Raw genomic sequence first — 23324 nt, forward strand, 5'->3', positions numbered from 1 at the left:
TTCCTCTCTTCTGCCCGGATCTTGGGATTTGGTATGTCAGACCATTGTGAACCCCATCGCGCGGCGCACTTCCGAGATCACAGCCTGCGCCGATAATCGCGCCTTCTCGCTGCCGATGTGAAGCAGCTCCACGATGTCGGCATCCGAGAATCGCTCTCTCCGCTCCCGGATCGGCTCAACCACGGAGACTAGCGACTCGGTCAGGAGCGCTTTGCACTGTACGCAGCCGATCTTCGCTGACAGGCACTGCTCGCGAATAGCTGACTTCATTGTATCATGACTGAAGTAGCTGTGCAGATGATAGACGTTGCAGCCTTCGCGCGTCGGCGTTCCGGGCAGCTCCCGGCGAATGCGGGTCGGATCCGAGTAAGCCTTCTTCACTTTGGTGCCGATCCGTTCCGGATCGTCCTTGAGGCTGACATAAGCGTCGGCGGAATCGGATTTGCTCATCTTGCCTTCTCCTGACAAAGCCGGAATTCGCACGGCATGCTCGACGAGCGGGTGCGGCTCCGGGAACACCTCTCCATAGAGCTGGTTGAAGCGGCGTGTGATGGTTCGGGCGATCTCCAAGTGAACGAGCTGGTCCTCGCCGACTTGCACGAGCTCGCTCTTATGAATAAGAATATCGGCCGTCATCAACACCGGATACCCGACCAACCCGTAGTTGACATTGTCCGGGTGCTTTTTCGCCTTCTCCTTGAAGGTCGGGCAGCGGATCAGCTCGCCCAGAGGCATGACCATGCTGAGGTACAAATGCAGCTCAGCCAGCTCTGCCGCTATGGACGATTGGTCGTAGAACGCGCTCCTGCGCGGATCGACGCCGGCGGCGATATAATCCTTCGCCACTTCGATCGTTTGTCTGATTCGATTGTCCGGATCGGGATGCGTCGTTAACGCGTGCAGGTCGGCAATGAAGAAGAACGAGTCGTACCGATCCTGCAAGCTGAGCAAGCCGCGCAAAGCTCCGTAATAATTACCCAAATGCAGCTCTCCGGTTGAACGAATGCCGGAAACGAGTGTTTGCGGACGTACCGCGGTATTCAGTTGTGGTTGACTAGCCATCGAAATCCCTCCATTTGATTAAGGTTGGTGGTTGTGGTGTGTGCTGTTTTCGGTTCAAAAGTAACCCTTCATTCCGTCGCCATCGCCAATCTTCGCTCATGCGTCTCACGCTCCTGGTTGTTTTTTTGTACGCAAAAAAGGGGCCCCATCCTTCTTCAAGGACGGGAAACCCCGCGGTACCACCTTCATTAGTCCGGATAGCCGGACTCGCTTCACTCGTATCGGGCTGAACGTGTGGAAAATGCAGCCGAATACGTCTCCCCTGTAACGTGGGGACACCCGCCCGAGCCTACGCTGCCTCTGTGGAGGCACCTTCGGTCAGGAAGCTCCGAAGCCCATTCAACAAACCCTGACCGTCGATTCACACCGTCCATCGACTCTCTGGTGATCACAGATTTGCTTACTCTTCTTCATCATTGCCGTTGTATGGAAGTATGACCCATTGTAGCTCATCTCCGTCACATTCGCAAGGGGCAATGTTAAGAGGCGTTCAACGCCTCCAGCAGCTCGGCCAGCGTACGGTCCGACATCGATCCGAGCCTCAGCGAATGGGTACCGAAAGGGAGCGTCTCCGTGACCGAATTCGGCACGATGACGCACTTGAGACCGGCCCGGTGAGCGGCGAGTGCGCCGTTCGGCGAATCCTCGAACGCCACCGCTTCCTCGGGCGACACGCCCAGGGACTCTACGGCTCGGCGGTATAGCTCCGGGTCCGGCTTCACCTTTGCTACATCATCTTTCGTATGGATCGTCTCGAAATAGTCCAGCAGGCCGATACGCGACAAGTGGCCGGTAACCCACTCCCGCGTGGAGCTGGAGGCTAGCCCGATTCGAAGTCCGAGGGCTTGCGCTTCTTGCAGATAAGCTTCCACGCCGGCACGGGCTTGTTCCGTCTCGATGAGCTGAGCCAGCTTGGACAGCCGTCTGCTGCGGATCTCCTCCCGGTCCAGCGCTCGGCCGACCAGCTCGTCCAGATGATCGTAAGGATTGTAGATCGACAGATCCGTCCCTACGCACCCCGACCACTTCTCCAAGGTCAAGACGTGGCCATGCTCCTCGAATATACTCTGGAAGGCCACAAATTCAATTCTCTCGGTATCCAGGATCAATCCGTCAAAATCGAAAACAACGGCTCGCAGCATAGCGACTCCCACCCCATCTATGATCTAGTATGATGCCTACCGTCCATTATACAACAAAAAAAGGCCATCCCGGCCTTCCAATCGATGCTTTAATTTTTGTACAATCGCAGATCCTCGGGCCGAATCGTCATAAGCTCCTGCTTCGACGGAGCCGAATTGTACTGCCCCATTAACCGTACGGCCTGGTGTCGGATCGACTTCTCCAGCAAATTCCGCACATAACGGGCGTTGCTGAACGACCGCCACACCATCACCTTTTCCTCGGCCAAATGCTGCTTCAGCTTGGCTACCGTTTGCGGCAGCATCACATAATCCTTCTCCTTCGTCATCTGCTCGGTAATCTGCAGCAGCTGGTCTACGCTATAGTCCTCGAAATCCAGCTGGATCGGAAACCGCGAAGGCAGCCCCGGATTCGTCGCCAGGAACTGCTCCATCTCTTCTGGATACCCGGCCAGGATTAGGATGAACTGATCGCGGAAATCCTCCATGGATTTCACGAGGCAATCGATCGCTTCCTTGCCAAAATCTTTCTCGCCTCCGCGGGCCAGGCTGTACGCCTCATCGATGAACAGGACGCCGCCCATCGCTTTTTTGACGAGCTCTCTGGTCTTGATCGCCGTATGCCCGATGTACTCGCCAACGAGATCCGCGCGCTCCACCTCAATCAAGTGGCCTTTCTGCAGCAGCCCCATGGACTGGAACAGCTTGGCGATAATCCGGGCGACCGTCGTCTTGCCCGTGCCGGGATTGCCCTTGAAAATCATATGATACACTTGCGGATTGGACAGCAGTCCGGCCTCGCTCCGGTATTGCCCGACTTGCAGCAGCGCATAAATCTCGAAGATGAGCTCCTTCACATGCTCGAGTCCCACCATGCGGTCGAGCTCCTTCATTATCTCGGCGAAGGGGCCGGAATTCGCCATCGTCCGGTTCGGAGCGGGCAGCTCCGGATCGAGGGGCGCCGGGGGGGCCGGGTTGCGAAGCACGACATTGATTTGCCTGGAAGCTTTGGCGGTTGCCTTCGCTTCGGGGGGAACGGCTCGACTGGACAATGGATTCACCTCACATCCCTCTGACTACTACTTTACCGGCGAACACCTTGTCCTATGTATGGTTCCAGCAAAAAAATCGTTCGGGGATGCCCTAGCAGGAAACAAACAAAATTTCGAACGCGACATATTGTATATTTATACCGTTAAATGTATAATAATTCGAAATAATATCTATCACACGTACTATAAGGAGGTTCTTCACGACTTATGTCCTTTGCTGCTGCCTTCCTCGATCGTCTCGCCGCGACCACATGGCCGGCGCTCCACACTCAGCCCATGGAGTCCTGGCTGCTGCGCGCTCATCCGGCTCTTCCTTCGCGACGCTCCAGCAGCGTGCTAGCCGTTGGGTCGTATCCATCCGGGGAAAACTGGCTTCCGGCGATCGAAGCGTTCTACCAGGAGTACCGGCTCCCAGTACGGTTCCATGTGAGCGATGCGAGTCCTGACGACTTGGACGATTGTCTGGAACAGCTGGGCTACACGGTAGAGATGGCGACCGAGGTGATGACCGCAGGCATCGAGACGATCGCCACCTCCCTCTACTCGTCTGCTCAACTAGAAGCGTATTACATTTGTACCCGCGAAGCGGAAGCCTCCGACAGTTGGCTGGATGCCTACATGGAGATCGAACAATTCCGGCCGGAGCTGAGGCCGGCCTATGCGCAAATGATGGCCCGTATCGGCGGCGACAAGCGATTCCTTCAGCTCCGCCATCCGGAAAACCGTGAACCCGTGGCAGTCGGCACGGCGATCCTCCATGGCGAATGGGCGGGATTGATTAATATCGCCACCGCCGCCGCCTACCGCAGTCAAGGGATCGGCTCCCAGATGGTGCGGTATCTTACGGATGCTTGCCGTCAGCAGGGGGTGAAACAGTTATACCTGCAAGTGCTCGCCACGAACGAAGTCGCGAAGCGGTTATATCGCCGGGCCGGCTTCGAACGAGTGTACGGCTATCATTACCGCACGAAAACGCAGGAAGCCCCATAATGCGGTTGCATCATGAGGCTTTCCCTGCGAGCGTATAGCGGAGCCGATCCAGCTCCCATTTCGTATAAGCGAGCGTCTCCCTCGCCTTATGGTACGGCATCCACAGCACTTGGGAGTCCGTCGCCGACACTTTCGGATCGCTGAGCTCCAGGAAACGTGCGATGTCGTACGCCCTCGCGGCGTGATACTGATGCGTAATCAGGATCGAGCTCTTCCAGCCGTTCTCGGCCATGATTCGCTTCGAGAACAGCACGTTCTCGTATGTGCTCGTAGCCTGCTTCTCCATAATAATGGCCTCGTCCGGCACGCCCTGGCGCACCAGATAGTTGCGCATGCCTTCCGCCTCCGTAATCGTCGACCCGTTGTGATCGAGCCCGCCGGTAACGATGAGACGATCGACTTGTCCGTTGCGGTAGAGCTTCAGAGCCCGCTCTAACCGCTCCCGCAGCCCAGGGCTCGGTTCATTGTTCCAGACCGAGGCCCCGAGTACGATTCCGACGTCCACATGCTCCTGACCATCGGCGGAGGGGAACGAATGAATGCGATATTGGACGAACGCCGTCCAGAGCAATCCGAGCACGATGCAACCCAGGATCAACCGGAAGATTAGCCGCAGGCTCTTCCGTCCGCCTCGGCGGCTCGGAAAAGAAACCGGACCTTCCATCATAGAGCGTCTTCTCATTCTTCCTCCAGCCATCCCTGCAGATGCTTGTCCGCCATCAGCGCGAGATCGAAGGAGCCGTTGCGGCACTCCTCGAGCACGAGCTTGGCCGTAAACCATGCGTGCTTGTAGTCTTCCTCGCTCACAATGCCTTGCTGATAAGCCTCCTCGAGCTCTTCTTTGTCGAGCAGGAACACTTCCCCGGTGGGAAGCATGACGACGTCCAAGTACAAGTCATCATACCAAGGTACGCCCTGATCGGTAATGCCATGCTGCTTGCAAATATCGATGTACGATTGAACGAGCTCCGCCTTGTCGTTATATACGGAAGTGAGCACATAGCTGGCATGCTCGGGAAAGTGCTGCAGCCACTTGTAGCCGTTATCGACGATGCATATTGGGGACTGGTCGTAGGTCACATGCAAAGGGCCTTTCACCCGTATCATCTCCAGCAGGGCGATGTGTCCGCTGAAGCCGATAGAGTGCTTGGCGTACACGTGGAACCGGCGCTCCAGGATGCGCATCCAATCGGCACGGTCCGCGTATTTCCTTATCACTGGCGGATCTCCCCCTCAAGCGTTTGCCGAGACAAACGTAATATAGCGAAACTTGATAAGCTCCCGCCTTACTGCTCCTTGACGGTGATCGACTTGATCTTCACTTCTTCCGTAGGATCGCTTAGCTCGCCGCGGGCGCCGGCCCTGACCGGGGTATCGGCAATTTTCTGTACGACGTCGAAGCCTTCGGACACCGTTCCGAAAATCGTATACTTCGGCAAGCTGTTGAGCCCGCCGCATTCATCGTTCATACAGATGAAAAATTGGCTGCCTCCCGAGTTCGGTTGTCCGGTGTTGGCCATGGCGACCGTCCCGGTCTTGTACTTAAACGGGGTTCCCGCGTACTCGTCCGGAATCGTATAGCCGGGGCCGCCGGTACCGTTCCCAGCCGGATCGCCCGTCTGGACCATGAAGTTTTTGATAATCCGATGGAATTTTACGTTGTCGTAAAACCCTTCTTTAGATAAAAATACGAAGCTGTTCACCGTTTTCGGGGCGTTCTCCGCATACAGCTGCACGCTGAACTTTCCCTTGGTCGTGTCGATCGTGGCCACATAGTTCTTCTTCGGATCGATCGACATCGCCGGCATTGACGTCCATTTCTTCGGGGTCGGCTGACCGGCGGTGGCCGCCGGAGTGCCGGCAGGAGTCTTCGCCGGAGTGCCGCCTTGGACGGTAGCGGGGGATGGGTTCGGCTTGCCAGCGTTTTTCTCGCCGCAGGCAGCCAGGACGAGTCCGGCCGCCGCCACGAGGGTCAAGAGTGAAAGTAGCTTCGATTTTCGCTTCATTCATGCATCACCTGTTCCTTCTCCTTATAGTTTGGGTGTTGGAATGGGGAGCCCTCCGGAGGCCGGAGTCGAGCTCGGAGTTGCAGTCGGGCTTGGCGTCGGCGTCGGCTGCTTCGTCGGCGTCGGTGTCCCTCCCGCCGGCGGTGTCCCCGACGGCGTTGGCGTCGGCTTGCCGCTCGGCGTTGGCGTCGGTGTCGGCTTCGGCGTCCCGCTGCCTCCCGGCGTAGGGCTCGGTGTCGCTCCCGCGTTGTCCTCCTCGACCGTCACGGTCACGACATTGGAATTTCCGCTCTCCAGATTGCTGTCCTGGTTAAAGGCAACGACATAGTACTGGTAAGTCTCGCCTGGTTTAGGAAAGTCCTTGAACTCAGTAGTCGGCGAGAGGATCGGATCTCCGAAAGCCGCGTCCTTGGAGCCTTTCCGGAAGATCTTGTAAGCGATGTTGTCTCCCTTCACCGCCGTCCAGCTCAGCTTCACGGAATGCTCGCCCTTGTTGTATGTCGCTGCCAGATCGGTTACCGCCGCAGGTCCTTCCGTCAAGTCCGGCACTCCGTTCGGCTTCTGGAACTGGGTAACCGGCTTGCCGGCCAATGCCTTGGACATGATCTCCTTGAACAACGCGGCCGGTCTGCCGCTGCCACCGTTCACATAATGCTTGGCATCCGTCGTGTCGAAGCCCATCCAAATCGCCGCGGTCCATTCCGGCGTGTAACCGGCGAACCAGACGTCGCGGTAGTATTGCTCCAGCCCCTTCAGGTCCAGCTGGGTGGAGCCGGTCTTCCCGGCGACCGGACGGTTCATTTTGGCGCTTGCCCCCGTCCCTACATCCACCGCGTTTTTGAGCATCTGCGTCATGTAGTACGCCGTTTTTGGACTCACCGCTTGCACCGGCTTTTCCGCCTTGTATTTGTACTTCTCGTTCCCTTCATTGTCCACGACTTTGACGATTGAATGCGAGGCATTCAATTGGCCATTGTTGGCGAAGGCGGTATAGGCGTTTGCCAGCTGCAGCGGCGAAACGCCGGTGGTCATCCCGCCCAAGGCGATCGCCAGATTGCGGTCCTTGGGATCGAACTTGATCCCGAACCGGGTTTCAGCGAAATTAATGGCCGTTGGGACCTTTACCTCGTTTAACGTCCAAACCGCAGGCGCATTGGCCGATTTCTCGAGCGCCTTCATCATGCTGATCTTGCCCAAATACACATTATCCCAGTTGTTCGGACTATAGCCATTATAGTCCAATTTCTCATCGGTCAGCATGGTGTAGGGATTGAAGCCTTTCAACTCCATAGCCGGCGCGTAATCGATAATCGGCTTGAACGACGAGCCCGGCTGCCGAGGCTTGATCGCGCGGTTCCACGTCTTCGTCTTGTAGTCGCGTCCGCCGATCATCGCGACGATGCCGGCATCCTTGTTGTTCAGGATGACCATCCCGCTCTGCATGATTTGCTCCGGGCCGTCCTTCTGGAAGAAGTCCGGATTCGCATAGGCCGTCTCCGCCGCTTTTTGCGCCGTCGGCTCCAGCGTCGTGTAAATTTGATACCCGCCGCGCAGCAGCTCATCCTCGGTCAACCCGGTTTTTTCCACCGCTTCGCTCACCGCATAGTCCAGGAACGTGACGAACTCCTTCTTGGTCGATGTACCCGGAGGCACCACATACACGTTGGCGTTTGCTTCATTTTTCTCCTGCTCGGTAATATAGCCCTGCTCGTACATGAGCTGCAATACGACAGCCCGCCGCTCCTTGGAACGCTCCGGGTTGTCGAGCGGGTTGTAGTGGCTCGGCGCCTTCGGTATCGCGGCCAGCGTAGCCATCTCCGCCAAGTTCAGCGTCTTCAGGTCCGACTTGCCAAAATACTTTTTGGCCGCCGCCTTCACGCCCCACGCCGAATTCCCGAAGTAAATCCGGTTCATGTACATCTCGAGAATTTGATCCTTAGTGAGATGATTCTCCAGCGCGATCGCGATCGACGCCTCGGTTGCCTTCCGGAACAGCGTCTTGTCCGCATTCAGGAACATGTTCTTCGCCAATTGCTGCGTAATTGTGCTCCCGCCTTCAATGGCGCTGCGATGGATGATATCCTTCACCACCGCTCGTCCGATGGAGAAGAAATCGATCCCGGAATGCTCCGAGAACCGTTTGTCCTCCGTCGCTACGAACGCTTGAGGCAGCTTCTCCGGCAATTCCGCCATCGTCACCAGCTCGCGGTTCTCGCGGGCCATCGTAGTCACTTCTTTATTATTCACATCGAAGAAGACGGCCGCTTCCGACATCTCCAATTTATCTTTGTTCAGTTGGAACTGCTTTTCCCCGCTCAGCAAAATAACCACATACCCGGCTGCCGCACAGACAGCCCCCAGCACGAGGGCGATCAACAGCCAGATCAGCCAGCGCTTCTTGTTCAGCTTCCGTTTTTTCTTGGCAGGCTTCGCGGCGGATCGAGTGGACTTTGCTCGTTCAGTTGACATCCGGATCGACATCCTTTCTCGTTTCCTTCTTAGAAGTAAAAGAACAACCCAGAAGTGCGGGTTGCTCTGTACGCTATCCCTATTAACGTAGCTTGCAAGGAAAAAGTTTCAAAGGGAACCCGCGTTCCGCGTGACGATGCTCTTATTCCGACGCTTCCTGCGGCATAAGCGATACCGGACGTTGCGGGGTGAACGTGGAGATCGCATGCTTATACACCATCTGCTGACGGCCTTCGCTGTCGATGATGATCGTAAAGTTATCGAACGCCTTAATATAACCGCGAATTTGGAACCCGTTGGTCAAATAGACGGTTACTGCGATGCTCTCTTTGCGCAATTGATTCAGAAACGTGTCCTGGATATTGATCGTCTTGTTCATAATGGATCCCCCTAATTGGCTGAATAGGATTGTTATCGCAAGATAGCGTCGCTTACGAATTATATTCTCTAAGGAATCGAAACTTTCCTGTTATTATATCATTAATTCCATGCAATTGCTCGGAAAAATTTGAACCTTCTTCTAGTTCCACCCAATGAATCTCTTTCATCCGCCGAAACCAGCTAAGCTGCCGCTTGGCGAATCGACGCGTATCCCGCTTCAGCAGCGCCACCGCTTCCTCCAAGGAACACTCGCCCTCCAGGTAGGCGGCGATCTCCTTGTAGCCCAGCCCCTGCATGGAAATCAGCCCTCTTCCGTAGCCATCGGCCAGCAGACCGCGCACCTCGGCTACCAGCCCCGCATCCATCATCGCATCAATACGCCGCTCAATACGGTTATATAAAAGATCGCGGTCCATTGTCAACCCGATCAAGCACGTTTCGTACGGCGATACCTTCGTCTGCCTCGCCAGATGCTCGGACATCGGGATGCCGGTTATATGCCGAATCTCCAAAGCGCGGATCGTTCGGCGGCGGTCATTCGAGTGAATCCGGGCGGCCGATGCGGGATCCGTCTCCTTGAGCAGATCGTGCAGCGCCTCCTCGCCATGGGCATCGGCGAATGCGTTCATCCGCTCGCGGAACGCCTCGTCCGAGCCGCCCTCGCTGAATTGGAAGTCGTAGCACACCGACTCGATGTAGAGCCCGGTTCCCCCTACGATGAAAGGAAGCTTCCCTCTGGCGTGGATATCGGTGATCAGGGCGCGCACCCTTTCCTGAAAATCAGCAACCGAGAAAGGATCGTCAGGCTCCAAAATGTCAATCATATGGTGCGGGACGCGCTTTCGCTCCGCCTCAGTCGCTTTGGCCGTCCCAATATCCATCCGGCGGTACACCTGCATCGAATCGCCGGAAATAATCTCGCAATGGAACCGTTCGGCGATCGCGAGGCTGAGATTCGTCTTGCCTACCGCCGTCGGACCGAGCAGGACGAGCAGTTCAGGGCGTGAAGAACGTTCGGGCCGTTCAGGCATATAGGTCAAAGCATGATCACTCCGTAAGCAATTTTAGTCCCAGGCCGGAATTGCCGCTCGAAACCGAGCCGCTTGAATTCGTCGCCGTCGCGGTGCTCCTTCAGCACGACGCGCTTGCGCGCCACACGCATCGCCTGGCGGACCGCCGACTCCGACAACGGCTCGTGGTTCGCCAGCTGGCGCAGCGGCTGGATGCCGCTCGACTCCTCGATCGGGTGTCGGAACATCGGGTCGAAGTAGACGATGTCGACGCTGCGATCGGGCATTCGTTCGAGCACGCGCTCGTGATTGTCGCACTGCAGCTCGATGCGGCGCATCGCCTCATTGAACGGCTCGAGATGCGTCTCGTAGCGGGACAAGCCGACACGGACGAGCATATAAAGCGCCGGAGCGCTCTCGACCGCGATGACGCGTCCCTTCGGGCCGGCGACGAACGAGAAAACGATCGAATCGGAGGCCAGCCCGGCCGTACAGTCAAGGACGACATCGCCTTCGGACACACCGCTGACCTCCACCATTGTGTCGCCCTCCTCCTGCAAGAGCCGCTTGACGCGAACGAACGACATGCTCGGGTGGAAGAACATCGGATTTGGAGCCGGCTCGGACGGGTCCCCATCCAGATTCGTATACAGCTTCAGCTCGTCGTCCGCCTGGAGCATGAGCTCGCTCGCTCCATACGTCCGCGCGAGCTTGCGGATGGACATGCCCGCCCGCGGCACCCAGCGCCAGCCCATCTCCTGCGCCATGCGCATGGAGGCTTCTACCGTGGCGGGCATCGGGGTGTGGGAGGTCGATACCAGCAGCACTACATCACCCGCTTAAACATTTTTTCCAGTTCATATGTAGAGAAGCTGACGACGATCGGCCGGCCGTGCGGGCACGTATACGGATTGCGGCAAGCCGCGAGCCGGTCGAGCAGCGCCTCGCTTTCCTGTGTCGACAAGCTTTGGTTCGCTTTGATCGACGCCTTGCAGGAGCATAGGATGGCCGCTTTCTCTCTTAGTTTGGACAAATTTACCGATTTTCTTTCAGCGAGCACCCATTCGGCCATTTCTTCGATCAATAGCTTCTCTTCGTTCTTCGGGAACCAATGAGGAAGCGCCCGCACGAGGAAAGCATTGCCGCCGAACGGTTCCATGAACACCCCGACCTGTTCGAACAGCGGCAGCTTGCCCGCGATCGCTTCCGCCTCGGCCGAGGTGAATTCCAGCGTAATCGGCAGGAGCAACTCTTGGCTCGCTTCGGCAGGTTGCCCGAACTTGTCGTAATAATATTCGTAATGAATCCGCTCATGTGCGGCATGCTGGTCCACGAGGTACAAGCCTCGCTCGTTCTGGGCGACCAGGTAGGTCCCGTGGAGCTGGCCGATCGGCTCGAGCTTCGGGAAAGCCGGGACGCTCGGCGCCGCTTCGGGAGCCGGGTCCGGCAGCATACTGGCGATCCGGTCATAGGACATGGCCTGGGAACCGGCAGGGGGTCGACGCTCGGTTGAACCGCCCGATCCCGTATAAGCTGAGGATGTCGATGAAGCAGGCTGAGGCTTGCTACCCGACACGCCAGGCTCAATCGATCGGGTGTAGCTCTGAGAAGTCTCCGCCGGAGCGGTTGCCGCGATTGGTGGCGTTGGTGCCGGGGCGGCAGAAGCCCTGGAAACCGGCTTCGCGAACTCAGGCGGAAAGCCTGCAGAAGCTGCATTCGGGCGGTACAGCTCCATCTGCTCCTGTACGACCTGTTCCTTGATCACACCCGAGGACACCGGCTTGGCGCCCTGCGGAATCAGCACCTGCTGCTCCAACATCTTCCTTACGCACGCCTCGACGAATTGGACGAGTTCGCCCTCTTTGCTGAACCGTACCTCCAGCTTGGACGGATGCACGTTCACGTCGACGAGCTCCGGGTCCATCTCGATGCACAGCACGGCTAGCGGATACCGGTTGACCGGCAGGAACGTATGATACGCGTTCATAATCGCATGCGACAACGCATAATTGCGGATGAATCTCCCGTTAAGGAACAGGCTGATCGCCTGCCGGTTCGCCCGGGTCAGCTCCGGCTTGGACACGAAGCCCTGCAGCGTGTAGTCCGGGTGTTCGCCCTGGACGGCCAGCATCGCCTTGGCCGTAGCCGTACCGTACACGGCCGCAATCACTTGCAGCCGGTCGCCGGCCCCCAGTGTGCGCAGCAGCTCGTTGCCGTTGTGCTTCAGACTGAAGGCGATGTCCGGGTGGCCCATGGAGATCCGGTACATGGCGTCGGAGATGTGCCCGAGCTCGGTCTGGATCGTCTTCATGTACTTTAACCGCGCCGGAGTATTATAAAACAAGTCCTTGACGGAAAATGTAGTTCCCTTAGAGGCGGCGGTCTCCTCGAAAGCCAGCACCGAGCCGCCTTCGATGACGAGCTTGCGGCCGAGCCCGGACGTCTCGTGCGACGTCGTGCACTCGACCTTGGCTACGGCCGCAATGCTGGGAAGCGCCTCGCCCCGGAAGCCGAGCGTCCGGATCTGGAACAGATCCTTGCCGCCGGCGATTTTGCTCGTCGCGTGACGGCTGAAGGCGAGCTCGCAATCGTCTGGCTGCATGCCGGAGCCGTTGTCCTGTACGCGGATCAGCTCCAGGCCGCCCTCCTCGATGACGACGTCGATGCGGCTCGCACCGGCGTCGATCGCGTTCTCGACGAGCTCCTTCACGACGGAGGCGGGCCGTTCCACCACTTCGCCCGCGGCGATCTGGTTCGCGACATGGTCGTCCAGCACTCGGATGATGCCCATCAGCGGCCCTCCTTAGCGGCTGCGCCGGGAACGCGCAGCACCGTCTCCTCGCCTTGCTCTTCCCACGTCAGCTCAGGAAACTGCTGCTGGAAACGGGCCGCGTCCACATAGCCGACCCCGTCCCGGTTCAAGAACCCGCTATCTGCCCCGTACGCCACTGCTGCAGCGCCGTTCGCGCTCACTTCGATCGCTTGCAGCTCTCCATTCCAGGTGAGCGTTCCCCCTGCCATGGCGGTCAAGAGTCGCGCCGGCAGATAGAGACGGTCGTCCTGGCGGATCGGTTGGAGCGGCAGCTCTTGCTGGTCCATGCCGTTAACCGTCACGGTGCCCGTCCCCAACTTTACGGTGATTTCCGGTGCTCCCGCCGCACGCAGGGCTGCAGCGAATTGCGGGACGCTCCCTTGCACGAGCACGTCGGGGGTAATCCCTTTATGATTGACTGGCTGCCAAGCCGCTGTGAAATATTCTTCGATCGTCACCTTTACCGCCCCTCCGGAGGAGAGGGTGTAGAGACTCTGCACGCTTCCTTTGCCGAACGTCTGGGTGCCCACGACCTTCGCTTTTTCATACGCTTGCATCGCCCCGACGAGAATCTCGGATGCGCTTGCGCTGTCCTCATTCACCAGGAAAACGACCGGCACATGAACCGACTTGCCTCCGCGAAGCAGGACCGGCTCGTCCTCTCCATCGCGATTCTTCGTATGTATAAGAATTCCTTCCGGGATAAACTGCTCCGCCATATGCTGTGCCGACTCGACGATCCCCCCGGGGTTGTTGCGAAGATCAATGATCAGCCTGGAGACCGGCTTCTTCAATAAGGCGTCCAACTGCGAGGCGAACAGCTCATCCGTCGTCTCGGCGAACCCGCTAACCTGCAAGTACCCGGTACCGTCGGCGAGCACTTGACTGGTCACGGATGGAACGGTCACGGATTTCCGCGTTGCGTTGACGAACAGGAATTGGTTTTGTTTGCGCCGAATCGTCAGCTCTACCGAGGTGCCTTCCTCGCCCGTCACCTTGGACACGATCTGATCCAAAGTCATGCCGCTCGTATCCGTCCTGTTCACCTGGGTGATATAATCGCCCGGTACGATGCCGGCAACGGCGGCCGGACCGCCCGGGAATACTTCGACGATGCGGGTGCCTTCCTTGTCCTGCGTAAGGCGCGTCCCGATTCCGACATAGACCATCGCGATATCTTTGTTGAATGCTTCGTATTGTTCCTTCGTGAAGTAAACCGTGTAGGGGTCCTTGAGCGATTCGATCATCCCTTGGATGGCCGAGTCGGTCAGCTTCTCATCCGACACGCCGCTCACATGCTGGCCTTGCAGGATGCTGTATACTTCCCCTAACCGATTCAGGGCGTCCTGCTGCGATTCGGCGGCCCATACCGATTTGGTCCCCCACTGGCTGCCTGCCGCCGGGACCGTCCACGTGAGCGTGCTAAGCACCGTAAGACCGACCCCGATGCGGACCCATTTTTTCCTCCAACCGTCCTTCATCCCATTGCCTCCTAGTGATGTATCCCCGTATGAGTGCCTGTCTTGCCGCAGCCTTATCGCTCCGCCGCGAGCTGCTTCAGCTCGAACAGCAGGTTCATCGCCTGCATCGGCGTCATGTTGATCAGATCGGCGGCCCGCAGCTGCTCCAGCAGCTTATCCCCGGGCCCGCCCGCCTCCCCGCGAGGCTTCGCCTTCGCGGGAGAGAGCTTGTTCGGTTCCTCGCCGAACAAGCTCAGCTGCACCGCCGCGGCCTCCTCCGGAGGCGCCGCGGCGGGCACGATGCCGCCGGCCTCAGCCGAGCCGGCGGCGGCCGCTTCGTCGCGGGCCTGCCGCACGGCGGCCCGCGCTTCGAAATCGCCGAGCAGGGTGTACGCCCGCTCGATGATCGGCTCCGGCAGCCCCGCGATGCGCGCGCAGTAGATGCCGTAGCTCGTGCTGGCCGCCCCGCGGATCAGCCGGCGCAGGAACGTGACCTGCTGGCCGCTCTCCCGCACGGCCATGCAGTAGTTGCGCAGCGAGCCGAGCGTCTCCTCGAGCGTGGCGAGCTCGTGGAAGTGCGTCGACACGAGGGTGCGGCAGCCGACGCGGTCATGCAAGTACTCGATGACCGCCTGGGCGATCGCCATCCCTTCGCCGGTCGACGTACCGCGCCCGAGCTCGTCGATGATGACGAGGCTGCGGGCGGTTGCCTTGGCCGTCATCGTCTGGATGTCCATCATCTCGACCATGAACGTGCTCTGCCCGCCGACGAGGTCGTCCGCGGCGCCGATGCGCGTGAAGATGCGGTCGGTGATCGGGAGCCGGGCCGACGCCGCGGGCACGAAGCAGCCGATCTGCGCCATGAGGCAGATCGTCGCGACCTGCCGCATATACGTGCTCTTCCCCGCCATATTCGGCCCGGTGATGAGCAGCACCCGCCCGTCCTCGCCCGACATTCGCGTGTCGTTCGCCATGAAGGCGCCGTCCTTCAGAATCGCCTCGACGACCGGATGGCGGCCCTCCTCGATGTGAAGCGCGTCCTGCGCGTCGGTCAGCTCCGGCTTCACGTAGCGGTACGCGGCGCTGACCGCCGCCATCGCCTGCAGCGCGTCGATAGCGGCGAGCGCCTCGGCGAGCTGCTGCAGCCGCTTCAGCTGCTCGGCGACCGCTTGCCGCACTTGAGCGAACAGCTCGTACTCGAGGCCGACCATCTTCTCCTCGGCGTCGAGGATCAGCGCTTCCTTCTCCTTCAGCTCCGGCGTCACATACCGCTCGGCATTCGCCAGCGTCTGCTTGCGCTCATACCGGTCGAGCGGCAGGCTGTTCGAATGAATGCGCGACGCCTCCAAGTAATAGCCGAACACTTTGTTGAACCCGATCTTGAGCGACTTCACTCCGGTGAGCTCCCGTTCGCGCCGCTCCAGCTCGGCCAGCCACACCTTGCCGTTCGTGCTCGCTTCCTTCAGTTGGTCGAGGTAGGCGTCGTAGCCGTCGCGGATGAGCCCGCCCTCGCGGGTCGATACCGGCGGCTCGTCCACGATGGCCGCGGCGATCCGGTCGCGCAGGTCGCCGCACTCGTCCAGCGAAGCGCCGAGCGCTTGAAGCGTGGCCGAGCCCGACATCGCGCAAGTCGCCTTGATCGCCGGCACTTGCTCGAGCGACAGCCGCAGCGCCAGCAAGTCGCGGCCGTTCGCATTGCCATACGCGATCCGGCCGACGAGCCGCTGCAGGTCATACACGTCTTTCAGCTGCTGCCGCAGCTCCTCCCGAACGATCAGTTGGCGGTACAGGCAGTCCACCGCCTCGAGCCGTTCCTCGATCTTCGCCCGGTTCATCAAGGGCTTGTCCACCCACCGGCGAAGCAGCCGCCCTCCCATCGAAGTGACCGTGCGGTCGAGCAGCCAGAAGAGCGACCCTTTCTTTGTCCGCTCGCGCACCGTCTCCACCAGCTCCAGGTTGCGGCGGGTGAACGGATCGAGCGTCATGTATTGCCGGTGCTCGTACGTCTCGATCGCGGTGATATGCGAGAGCGACCGCTTCTGGGTCTCGCTCAGGTAGCCGAGCAGCAGCGCGACCGCCTCCCGGCGAACCGGCGTCAGCTCTTCCACGGCGGCTTGAGGGAACTGCTCCCTCATCAAATCCCAATCTTGCCGATCCCATTCGGTCAACAGCTTGGCACTCGGCGATCCACCCGGGAAGTCCCGCATCGCCTGCAGCAGGTCCGCTCCCCCGATGACCTCGGATGGCGCGTAGACGTTCAACTCGTCGAGCAGCGTCTCGAGCGGCTCGTCGATCGAGGTGACGAACAGTTCGCCCGTCGTCAAGTCGCACGCCGCGAGGCCATAGGTCTCGCCGTCGGCCACGGCCACGCTGGCGAGGTAATTGTTCTTCGCCTCGCCCAGCGTCTTCCCGTCCATGACCGTCCCCGGGGTGACGATCTTGACGATCTCCCGGCGGACGACGCCTTTCGCCGTCGCCGGATCTTCCACCTGCTCGCAGATCGCCACCTTATATCCTTTTTCCACCAATCTCGCTATGTAATTATCCGCTGCGTGGTAGGGAACCCCGCACATCGGAATGCGTTCCTCTTGTCCGCCGTCGCGGCCGGTCAGCGTAATCTCCAGCTCCTGCGCAGCCCGAATCGCATCGTCAAAAAACATTTCGTAAAAATCGCCCAGCCGGAAAAACAAGAAAGCATCCTTCGCCTGCTCCTTCACGGCCAAGTACTGCTCGATCATCGGCGTGTACTTCGTCATCGTTCTCCTCCACCTGCAGCGTTCATTACTCCGGTTCCTATTATAGCACGAATGGAAGGGTCTTGGCTTTCATAGACCGGGCTGGAGATTTTCCACGCCGGGCGGATGTCCGCGTGCTCGTCCCAGACTTGCCGGCTCATGATCGATTGCTCGTACGGGATGAGCCAGTCGGACAGTGCCGCATAACCGGGCAGCCGCTTGAGATCCTCCCATACTCTCCTCACGTAAGGCAGCAGCGCTTCCTTATCGCCAGCATAGAACCGCTTTTGTACCACCGGGTCCTGAAGCGGCCGCTGGGACAGCATCTGGTAATGGGCCGCGATCAGCGCGAAGCAGGCGATAACGCCCTTCGCCACATGCGGCGACGCGAGCCAGCTCGGCAGCGTCCGGTATTCGAAGCCTCCGTGCTTCTTACGTCGGAAGTCGCCCAGGTACCCGTAAGCCGGACGGCGCCGGGCCGATCGCTCCGCTTCTACCATCGCGAGCGGAAGGGCCAAGTAATTGTCCAGCGCCCGCAGCAGCCGACTGTTCAGCCAGACTTGGCTGATATGGAGATGGCCCCCCAGCGCGAATCCGGTCGCCGGCATGCCGCCGGCCACCCATCTCAGCCGCTCGTCCGTGATCTGCTCGGCGGCATGCAGCATGGCCCGGCGCAGGTGCCGGAGCAGCCTCCGCGGATCGGCGGCCGGCTCGGGGCGCAGCTCCGCGAGCGGGTACCGCTTCACGCCGCGGATCGTCAGCACGTCGCAGCCGGCCTCGCCGATCTTCGGCAAGTAGCGCGAAGCATGTACGATTCGACCGGCTTCGTCGGCGAGTAGAAACTCCGGGTCGGCTCCCAACAGAGGGGCGCGCAGCCTTCGCCGATCCGACTCGAGCTCGCGTCCGAACTTGCGAATCGCCTCGGCGTACAGCTCGGCGAGCCGATCGTCCAGCTCCGGGTACGGCTCGACCTTCAACACCTCCGGCGACCCGGACGGCGGCAGGACGATGTCGACGACGCCATAATCGAGCCCGAGCGCGTAGATCGCCTTCACCGCCGCGCGGATGGCGGAAGTGCCGCGCTTGTCGAGCCGGTCGAGTCCGGTCTCAGCGAAGACCGGCCCGATCATACTCGGCCTGCGCCGCGCCGACATCGGCAGGCGTACCGCCGCGTTCGACTCGGCGCTGAACAGCGTGAGCGCCTCCAGATGAAACACGGGTACCCGGTAGTGGAACGGGAACACGCCCTCCGGGTTGTTCGAGTGACGCGTATAGGCGGTCGCGATCCCGTGCATGTGCAAGAGAGGCGCCAGCTTCTCGGTAGTCTCGCTCCGCCTCGCCACCGCCGGCCGGTTCAGCACATACTCGTGCTGCGGCAAGAGGGCGGACACATCCTCGCCCCAGACGATCGTCGCACCGGCGCCGGGATCGCCGTTCAGGGCGTCCTCGGCCAGGGGCTTGGTGACACACCGCACACCTGCCGGTTCCAATCGTTCCCGCAGCTTCTCCGTCTTCCACTCATCCGCATACAGCAGTACGACTCCCATTTCCGATCGCTCCTTTATCGATTGGTCCGATTGGCCGTCTTCCGCGCGAGCCCGCGAAAATAGGCTCGTGCACGCCGGGCGCGCGCCTAAAAGAAACAAAAAAGAGGGCTATCGCCCCCTGCCGAATCCGGAGATTCGTCATATAATGAACTATCTCAATCAAGTTCATCATCGAGCAAATCCGGATCGAGATCTTCGAAGTCGCCGGCATCTCCGCCAAAATCGTGCGACTTCTCGGAGAAATCATCGCAGCCGCCCTCGCAGACGACGACGCACACCGTCGTCTCGGCGACGACCTCCACCTTGAATTCACGCTCTACCCGAATCGTCACGTTGCCTCCCGACGACACATTCGCTTCCACGCAATTGGGGTCCTGCGTTGCGATCGCGGACACCTCCACTGTAGAAGCTCTATGTTTGGGATCTAGGTACGTGAGGGCTACCGCTTCTACGTAGGAGATCGTCTCCTTAGCTACGTCCGTTTTCCGGTTTTTGTCGTAAGAATACCAGATGTTGATATCGTAAGTACCCACTACTTCTACGCCGTCACTAGACTTTACCGCTTCATATTCATGGTTAATGACCCAAGCACCAAGAATGCTCGACGGAGTATGTGGCGGAGTTATGGTATGAGTGACCTGCGAAAACTTACGACCTTTCCCGCATACCGCTTTGACGCGTATTTCCCTGCAATGCGTGTCTCTATCTTTAATCGACATCCTCTAAACCTCCTCCATACAATCATTCAATAAAGTGTATGCAGGACATTCGTCTAGGGTGACAACATTTTTTTTCAAAGCCGCGGCGCCTTCCCACGCCGTTTCTTTTCTTTTTTGGCGATAGTCAGATAGAGCTGGAGCAGCTGCGTCACTTGAAACAAAGCGGAGCGGACCTCGAATTCCGACCGGGTGGACGGAAGCGGCATCTCTTTGTATTGCGCCACGAGATCCGTGAGCAGTCGCTCCGAGTTGCCCGTGTAGATTTCTTCCTTTACGTCCTCGCTCAGCACCTCGAACAACTGAGCAATCAACCTGCCCGGGGGCAGCGTCATGTAGACTTGTGCCATGAGATCCATCATTTGCTCCACATAATCGAGCTGTTGGTCTCTCATTTGAAAGTAGGCGTTCCAATATAAATCCGATTGGAACAGCCGGTTCTCCGCCGCTCTTCGGGCGACCTCCGCACCTTGCCGGATCGTTTCGCGCGCTTCCAGCAATTCTCGACCGTCCCATACATAGTCATGATCTTGCAAATGCTTGGCGATCTCTCCGAAAATAGTGGACAACAGTCCATCCGTTCGCGTTCTCAGCTCGAGAAGCCGCTGCTCGGCACTGGGCATATAGACCATGTTGATCAGCGTAGCGGTCCCGAGTCCCGTCAAAAGCAGGAGCAGTTCGTTCGACAGCACTTCCAGATTGGCATGGCCCAACATGAATAGGTGAAACACGGTTACGGAGCATGTCGCAAGCCCATCCGTTAACCGTGCCGCGTTCAAGATCGGAATAATTAGGAGAATATAAGCCGGAACCAGCCAGAGCTGGAAGCCGAACAGCTGCAGCATGACCGCGGCCAGGAACAGGCCGAGCACCGAAGCCGCCAGCCGCGTGAGCGAAGAAACGACCCCCTTGCGGATCGTAGATTCCACGCCCAGAATGGCGAGCAATCCGGCTGACATCGCGTATTGCAAGTCTAAGCTTGTGGCCAGCCACACTGCGATGACCGCCGCGACTGCGGTTTTAATGACGCGTATCCCCATGCGATCCACCGGCCCCTTTTTTGTCTTATCGTAACCGATGGGGTCGGGTATTTCAACGTTGCTGGGTTATTGCCGCTTCTCCAGCTTTTTCTCCAAATAGCTGACCGCCTGGTACATGACGGTTGCGACGATAGCGATCACGAAAAGGCTGCCGATGACGAGCGTGAAGTTGAATACTTGAAAGCCGTAGATGATCAAGTAGCCGAGACCCGCCTTCGAGACTAGAAACTCTCCTACTATGACACCGACCCAGGCCAACCCTACGTTCACCTTCAGCGTTGAGACGATCGTGGGAATCGACGCGGGCAGGATCACCTTGCGGAACGTCTGGGCTCGCGTCCCGCCGAACACGCGCACGACCTTGACGTAGTTCGCGTCCACTTCCCGGAAGCTGGAGAGGACGACCAGCGTCGTGATGATAACCGTGATCGCCAGCGTCGTCGCGATGATCGACATGATGTTCGGCCCGATGCCGACGATGAACAGTGGCCCCAGCGCTACCTTCGGCATGCTGTTCAGCACGACGATAAACGGATCGAGCGTCCGGGCCAGGAAGCGCGAACTCCAGAGCAAGATGGCGAGCAAGGTGCCGCACAGCGTCCCGAGCGCGAAGCCGGCCGCCGTCTCCAGCACCGTCATGCCGACGTGTGGCAGCAGCGAGCCGTCCATGAGCTTCTGCACGAGCAGCTTGACGATTTTGCTCGGATAGCTGAACAGCAGCACATCGATCCACCGCTGCCAGCCCGCGAGCTCCCATAGTCCGAAGAAGACGGCGAGCAACGCGAAGCGGGTGATCCAGACGAAGCCGGTCTCCACGCGATTGCGGCGGCGATGCCCCTCGTGGATTAGCTGCAACCAGGAAGTACGTTCCGCAGATTCCGCCGCGCGCGTCATGTCCGTGAGTTCCGACTGTTCCTGTTGCGGGGGATGCTCCGATGGTCCGTTCATGGCGCTTCTCTCTCCTTCTCCATCTGCTCGAACTCGTGCCAGATCGTCTTGAAGATGTCGTGAAACCCGGCTTGCTCCCGGGCCTGGAACGGCAGGAGCGACCGGATCAGCTCCGGGATGGCGACTTCCCGCCGCACCGTGCCCGGGTTGCGGTTCAGCACGACGATCCGGTCGCTCACCGCGATCGCCTCCGAGATGTCGTGGGTCACTAGAATCGCCGTCTTCCCGCGTGCCTTCAAAGCTTCGAAGATCAAATCTTCCAGCTGGAGCTTCGTCTGATAATCGAGCGCCGAGAACGGCTCGTCGAGGAGCAGGATGTCGGGCGACGTCGCCAATGTGCGGACGAGCGCCACCCGTTGGCGCATCCCGCCGGACAGCTGGCTCGGATATTTGCCCAGCACATGGCCAAGCCCCATCTCCCGGAGCAGGTTCACCGTATATGCACGTGTCTCGCTCCGAAGCTGCCCGGTGAGCTCGAGGCCGAGCACCGCATTCTGCTCGATCGTCCGCCAAGGGAACAAGTAATCCTGCTGCAGCATGTAGCCTACACGCGTCGACGGTGCGGTCACCGGGACGCCCTGGATCAACACCCTCCCCGCGGCGGGGACGATCAGGCCGGCGATGATGGACAGAATCGTCGTCTTCCCGCAGCCGCTCGGCCCGACCAGGCTGACGAATTCCCCCTGCTCCACGGTCAAGCCGATCCGCTCGATCGCGAGCGACGCCTCTTGGTCCGACACATACACATGCGACACTTGCTCTAATTCCACGCTTGGCACGATGCGTCACCCCCGCTCCTTTAGTCCAACGTTCCTCCCGTTCGTCCGCCTACTTCTTCACCGTATCGATCGCCTTCTGGGCGAATTTCGTGTCTACGAGCTTTTTGTAGTCTGCCCGCTGCTTCAGCTCGCCGGCTGCGCTCATGACGTCCTGCAGGTTGTTCCACTCCTGCTCGTCGACGATCGGATCGGTGGCGAACGAGCTTTGATCCTTATATCGCTTCACCACGTTCAGAACGATCGACCGGTCCGTGTCTTGGAAATAGGGCAGAACGGCATCCGTTATCTCATCGACGGATTTGGACGCCACCCATAGCTGAGCTTTGTAGATCGCGTTCGTGAACTTCTGTATCGTATTCGGATTTTTCTCGATGATGCTGCTCTTTGTCATAAAGACCGTATAAGGCAGCTTGCCGCTCTCCACGCCGAACGAGGCGATGACGTAGCCCTTGCCTTCCTTTTCGATTACCGTCGCCTGCGGCTCGAACAATTGCACGTATTCGCCCGTACCCGAGGAGAAGGCGGCCGGAATATTGGCGAAATCCACGTTCTGAATGAGATTCAAGTCTTTTTGCGGGTCAATCCCCTTCTTCTTCAGCGTGAACTCTCCCGCCATCTGCGGCATCCCGCCCTTCCGCTGACCGAGGAACGTGCTGCCCTTCAGCATGTTCCAGTTGAAATTCGGCACCGGCTTGCGGGCGACGAGGAACGTCCCGTCCGTCTGCGTCAGCTGGGCGAAGTTAATGACCGGATCTTCCGACCCTTGCTGCTGCACGTAAATCGACGTCTCCGAACCGACCAGCGCCACATCGATGGCGTTCGAGAGGAGCGCCGTCATCGTCTTATCGCCGCCCGGCGTCGTCTGCAGCTCGACATCGAGACCCTCTTCCTTGAAAAATCCTTTCGACAGCGCCACATACTGCGGGGCATAAAAGATCGAGCGCGTCACTTCGCCGATTCTAACCTTCTTCAGCTCGTCCTTGCTGCCCGAGGAGCAGGCGGCCAGCGGCATGGAGAGGGTGATCGCCGCCACGAGCAGCAGCTTCCCTAATGTCGAACGCATTGTGAACCCTCCTTGACTCTACTTGGTAATTCCGGATTCTACATCGTATGCAAAAGAGCGCCCAGGCGTCAAAGCCGCCAAGACGAAAAAACGCTTCCATTGCCCAAATGGC

At 59.2% G+C, this 23324-nt stretch carries 20 protein-coding genes and 1 other annotated feature; of the genes, 1 reads left to right on the plus strand and 19 read right to left on the minus strand.

Translation table 11 applies throughout. The features are described from left to right. Positions 1–36: 36 nt before the first annotated feature. The 3 genes from trpS to ACI5FR_RS03895 all read right to left on the minus strand — a co-directional run bounded on the left by trpS (position 37) and on the right by ACI5FR_RS03895 (position 3256). Positions 37–1062, minus strand: coding sequence for a tryptophan--tRNA ligase (trpS, locus tag ACI5FR_RS03885; protein ID WP_405450537.1), 1026 nt, complete (start codon positions 1060–1062; stop codon positions 37–39). Between the two features lie 154 nt (positions 1063–1216). Beyond that, positions 1217–1488 (minus strand) — a binding site (T-box leader). 53 nt (positions 1489–1541) lie between these two features. Continuing rightward, on the minus strand, positions 1542–2204 hold the full coding sequence (locus tag ACI5FR_RS03890) for an HAD family hydrolase (protein WP_405450538.1): 663 nt from the start codon (positions 2202–2204) through the stop codon (positions 1542–1544). 89 nt (positions 2205–2293) lie between these two features. Beyond that, complete coding sequence (locus tag ACI5FR_RS03895; protein WP_405450699.1) at positions 2294–3256, minus strand: AAA family ATPase; 963 nt, start codon at positions 3254–3256, stop codon at positions 2294–2296. Between the two features lie 207 nt (positions 3257–3463). Between ACI5FR_RS03895 and ACI5FR_RS03900 the strand changes: the two genes are divergently transcribed. Next, positions 3464–4246, plus strand: coding sequence for a GNAT family N-acetyltransferase (locus tag ACI5FR_RS03900; RefSeq protein WP_405450539.1), 783 nt, complete (start codon positions 3464–3466; stop codon positions 4244–4246). 10 nt (positions 4247–4256) lie between these two features. Here ACI5FR_RS03900 and ACI5FR_RS03905 read toward each other — a convergent pair whose 3' ends face one another. From ACI5FR_RS03905 to ACI5FR_RS03980, 16 genes are all read right to left on the minus strand, one after another. Further along, on the minus strand, positions 4257–4928 hold the full coding sequence (locus ACI5FR_RS03905; protein ID WP_405450541.1) for a YdcF family protein: 672 nt from the start codon (positions 4926–4928) through the stop codon (positions 4257–4259). Beyond that, positions 4925–5464, minus strand: coding sequence for a ribonuclease FAU-1 family protein (locus ACI5FR_RS03910; RefSeq protein ID WP_405450543.1), 540 nt, complete (start codon positions 5462–5464; stop codon positions 4925–4927). The genes ACI5FR_RS03905 and ACI5FR_RS03910 overlap by 4 nt, the downstream gene beginning before the upstream one ends. Before the next feature lie 68 nt (positions 5465–5532). Further along, positions 5533–6252, minus strand: a complete 720-nt coding sequence (locus ACI5FR_RS03915) for a peptidylprolyl isomerase (RefSeq protein WP_405450546.1) — start codon at positions 6250–6252, stop codon at positions 5533–5535. A gap of 24 nt (positions 6253–6276) precedes the next feature. Next, entirely contained in the window at positions 6277–8721 is a 2445-nt protein-coding gene (locus tag ACI5FR_RS03920; RefSeq protein ID WP_405450549.1) for a transglycosylase domain-containing protein, read from the minus strand. 142 nt (positions 8722–8863) lie between these two features. Beyond that, on the minus strand, positions 8864–9100 hold the full coding sequence (hfq, locus tag ACI5FR_RS03925; RefSeq protein ID WP_405450552.1) for an RNA chaperone Hfq: 237 nt from the start codon (positions 9098–9100) through the stop codon (positions 8864–8866). 52 nt (positions 9101–9152) lie between these two features. Continuing rightward, positions 9153–10133: a tRNA (adenosine(37)-N6)-dimethylallyltransferase MiaA gene (miaA, locus tag ACI5FR_RS03930; protein ID WP_405450701.1), complete on the minus strand. Its 981-nt coding sequence runs from the start codon at positions 10131–10133 to the stop codon at positions 9153–9155. 5 nt (positions 10134–10138) lie between these two features. Next, entirely contained in the window at positions 10139–10939 is an 801-nt protein-coding gene (locus ACI5FR_RS03935; protein WP_405450555.1) for a class I SAM-dependent methyltransferase, read from the minus strand. Then, positions 10939–12903 carry a DNA mismatch repair endonuclease MutL gene (gene mutL, locus ACI5FR_RS03940; protein WP_405450558.1) on the minus strand — a complete coding sequence of 655 codons (1965 nt, stop codon included), beginning with the start codon at positions 12901–12903 and terminating at the stop codon, positions 10939–10941. Before mutL ends, ACI5FR_RS03935 begins: the two co-directional genes overlap by 1 nt. Further along, complete coding sequence (locus tag ACI5FR_RS03945) at positions 12903–14405, minus strand: S41 family peptidase (RefSeq protein WP_405450560.1); 1503 nt, start codon at positions 14403–14405, stop codon at positions 12903–12905. The genes mutL and ACI5FR_RS03945 overlap by 1 nt, the downstream gene beginning before the upstream one ends. 53 nt (positions 14406–14458) lie before the next feature. Next, complete coding sequence (mutS, locus tag ACI5FR_RS03950; protein ID WP_405450563.1) at positions 14459–17140, minus strand: DNA mismatch repair protein MutS; 2682 nt, start codon at positions 17138–17140, stop codon at positions 14459–14461. Next, on the minus strand, positions 17137–18666 hold the full coding sequence (locus ACI5FR_RS03955) for a putative amidoligase domain-containing protein (protein ID WP_405450565.1): 1530 nt from the start codon (positions 18664–18666) through the stop codon (positions 17137–17139). Before ACI5FR_RS03955 ends, mutS begins: the two co-directional genes overlap by 4 nt. A gap of 155 nt (positions 18667–18821) precedes the next feature. Beyond that, on the minus strand, positions 18822–19385 hold the full coding sequence (gene cotE, locus ACI5FR_RS03960) for an outer spore coat protein CotE (RefSeq protein ID WP_405450568.1): 564 nt from the start codon (positions 19383–19385) through the stop codon (positions 18822–18824). A 74-nt stretch (positions 19386–19459) separates the two neighbouring features. Beyond that, entirely contained in the window at positions 19460–20422 is a 963-nt protein-coding gene (locus ACI5FR_RS03965; protein ID WP_405450570.1) for an aromatic acid exporter family protein, read from the minus strand. 66 nt (positions 20423–20488) lie between these two features. Next, positions 20489–21316 (minus strand): ABC transporter permease, encoded by an 828-nt coding sequence (locus ACI5FR_RS03970; RefSeq protein ID WP_405450703.1) that lies wholly within the window; start codon positions 21314–21316, stop codon positions 20489–20491. Between the two features lie 50 nt (positions 21317–21366). After that, a complete protein-coding gene (locus ACI5FR_RS03975; RefSeq protein WP_405450706.1) occupies positions 21367–22152 on the minus strand; it encodes an ABC transporter ATP-binding protein in 786 nt (261 codons plus the stop codon). A gap of 46 nt (positions 22153–22198) precedes the next feature. Next, complete coding sequence (locus ACI5FR_RS03980; protein WP_405450709.1) at positions 22199–23161, minus strand: ABC transporter substrate-binding protein; 963 nt, start codon at positions 23159–23161, stop codon at positions 22199–22201. Positions 23162–23324 lie beyond the last annotated feature (163 nt).

It is taken from the genome of Paenibacillus sp. HJGM_3 (genome assembly GCF_045062745.1).
Classification (GTDB): Bacteria; Bacillota; Bacilli; order Paenibacillales; family NBRC-103111; genus Paenibacillus_AA.

What these genes read in the sequence shown, in the direction of transcription:
- trpS (WP_405450537.1), bottom strand. Translation starts at nt 1,062, where the DNA reads ATGGCTAGTCAACCACAACTGAATACCGCGGTACGTCCGCAAACACTC.
- ACI5FR_RS03890 (WP_405450538.1), bottom strand. Translation starts at nt 2,204, where the DNA reads ATGCTGCGAGCCGTTGTTTTCGATTTTGACGGATTGATCCTGGATACC.
- ACI5FR_RS03900 (WP_405450539.1), top strand. Translation starts at nt 3,464, where the DNA reads ATGTCCTTTGCTGCTGCCTTCCTCGATCGTCTCGCCGCGACCACATGG.
- ACI5FR_RS03905 (WP_405450541.1), bottom strand. Translation starts at nt 4,928, where the DNA reads ATGAGAAGACGCTCTATGATGGAAGGTCCGGTTTCTTTTCCGAGCCGC.
- ACI5FR_RS03915 (WP_405450546.1), bottom strand. Translation starts at nt 6,252, where the DNA reads ATGAAGCGAAAATCGAAGCTACTTTCACTCTTGACCCTCGTGGCGGCG.
- ACI5FR_RS03920 (WP_405450549.1), bottom strand. Translation starts at nt 8,721, where the DNA reads ATGTCAACTGAACGAGCAAAGTCCACTCGATCCGCCGCGAAGCCTGCC.
- hfq (WP_405450552.1), bottom strand. Translation starts at nt 9,100, where the DNA reads ATGAACAAGACGATCAATATCCAGGACACGTTTCTGAATCAATTGCGC.
- miaA (WP_405450701.1), bottom strand. Translation starts at nt 10,133, where the DNA reads ATGCCTGAACGGCCCGAACGTTCTTCACGCCCTGAACTGCTCGTCCTG.
- mutL (WP_405450558.1), bottom strand. Translation starts at nt 12,903, where the DNA reads ATGGGCATCATCCGAGTGCTGGACGACCATGTCGCGAACCAGATCGCC.
- ACI5FR_RS03945 (WP_405450560.1), bottom strand. Translation starts at nt 14,405, where the DNA reads ATGAAGGACGGTTGGAGGAAAAAATGGGTCCGCATCGGGGTCGGTCTT.
- mutS (WP_405450563.1), bottom strand. Translation starts at nt 17,140, where the DNA reads ATGACGAAGTACACGCCGATGATCGAGCAGTACTTGGCCGTGAAGGAG.
- ACI5FR_RS03955 (WP_405450565.1), bottom strand. Translation starts at nt 18,666, where the DNA reads ATGGGAGTCGTACTGCTGTATGCGGATGAGTGGAAGACGGAGAAGCTG.
- cotE (WP_405450568.1), bottom strand. Translation starts at nt 19,385, where the DNA reads ATGTCGATTAAAGATAGAGACACGCATTGCAGGGAAATACGCGTCAAA.
- ACI5FR_RS03965 (WP_405450570.1), bottom strand. Translation starts at nt 20,422, where the DNA reads ATGGGGATACGCGTCATTAAAACCGCAGTCGCGGCGGTCATCGCAGTG.
- ACI5FR_RS03970 (WP_405450703.1), bottom strand. Translation starts at nt 21,316, where the DNA reads ATGACGCGCGCGGCGGAATCTGCGGAACGTACTTCCTGGTTGCAGCTA.
- ACI5FR_RS03980 (WP_405450709.1), bottom strand. Translation starts at nt 23,161, where the DNA reads ATGCCGCTGGCCGCCTGCTCCTCGGGCAGCAAGGACGAGCTGAAGAAG.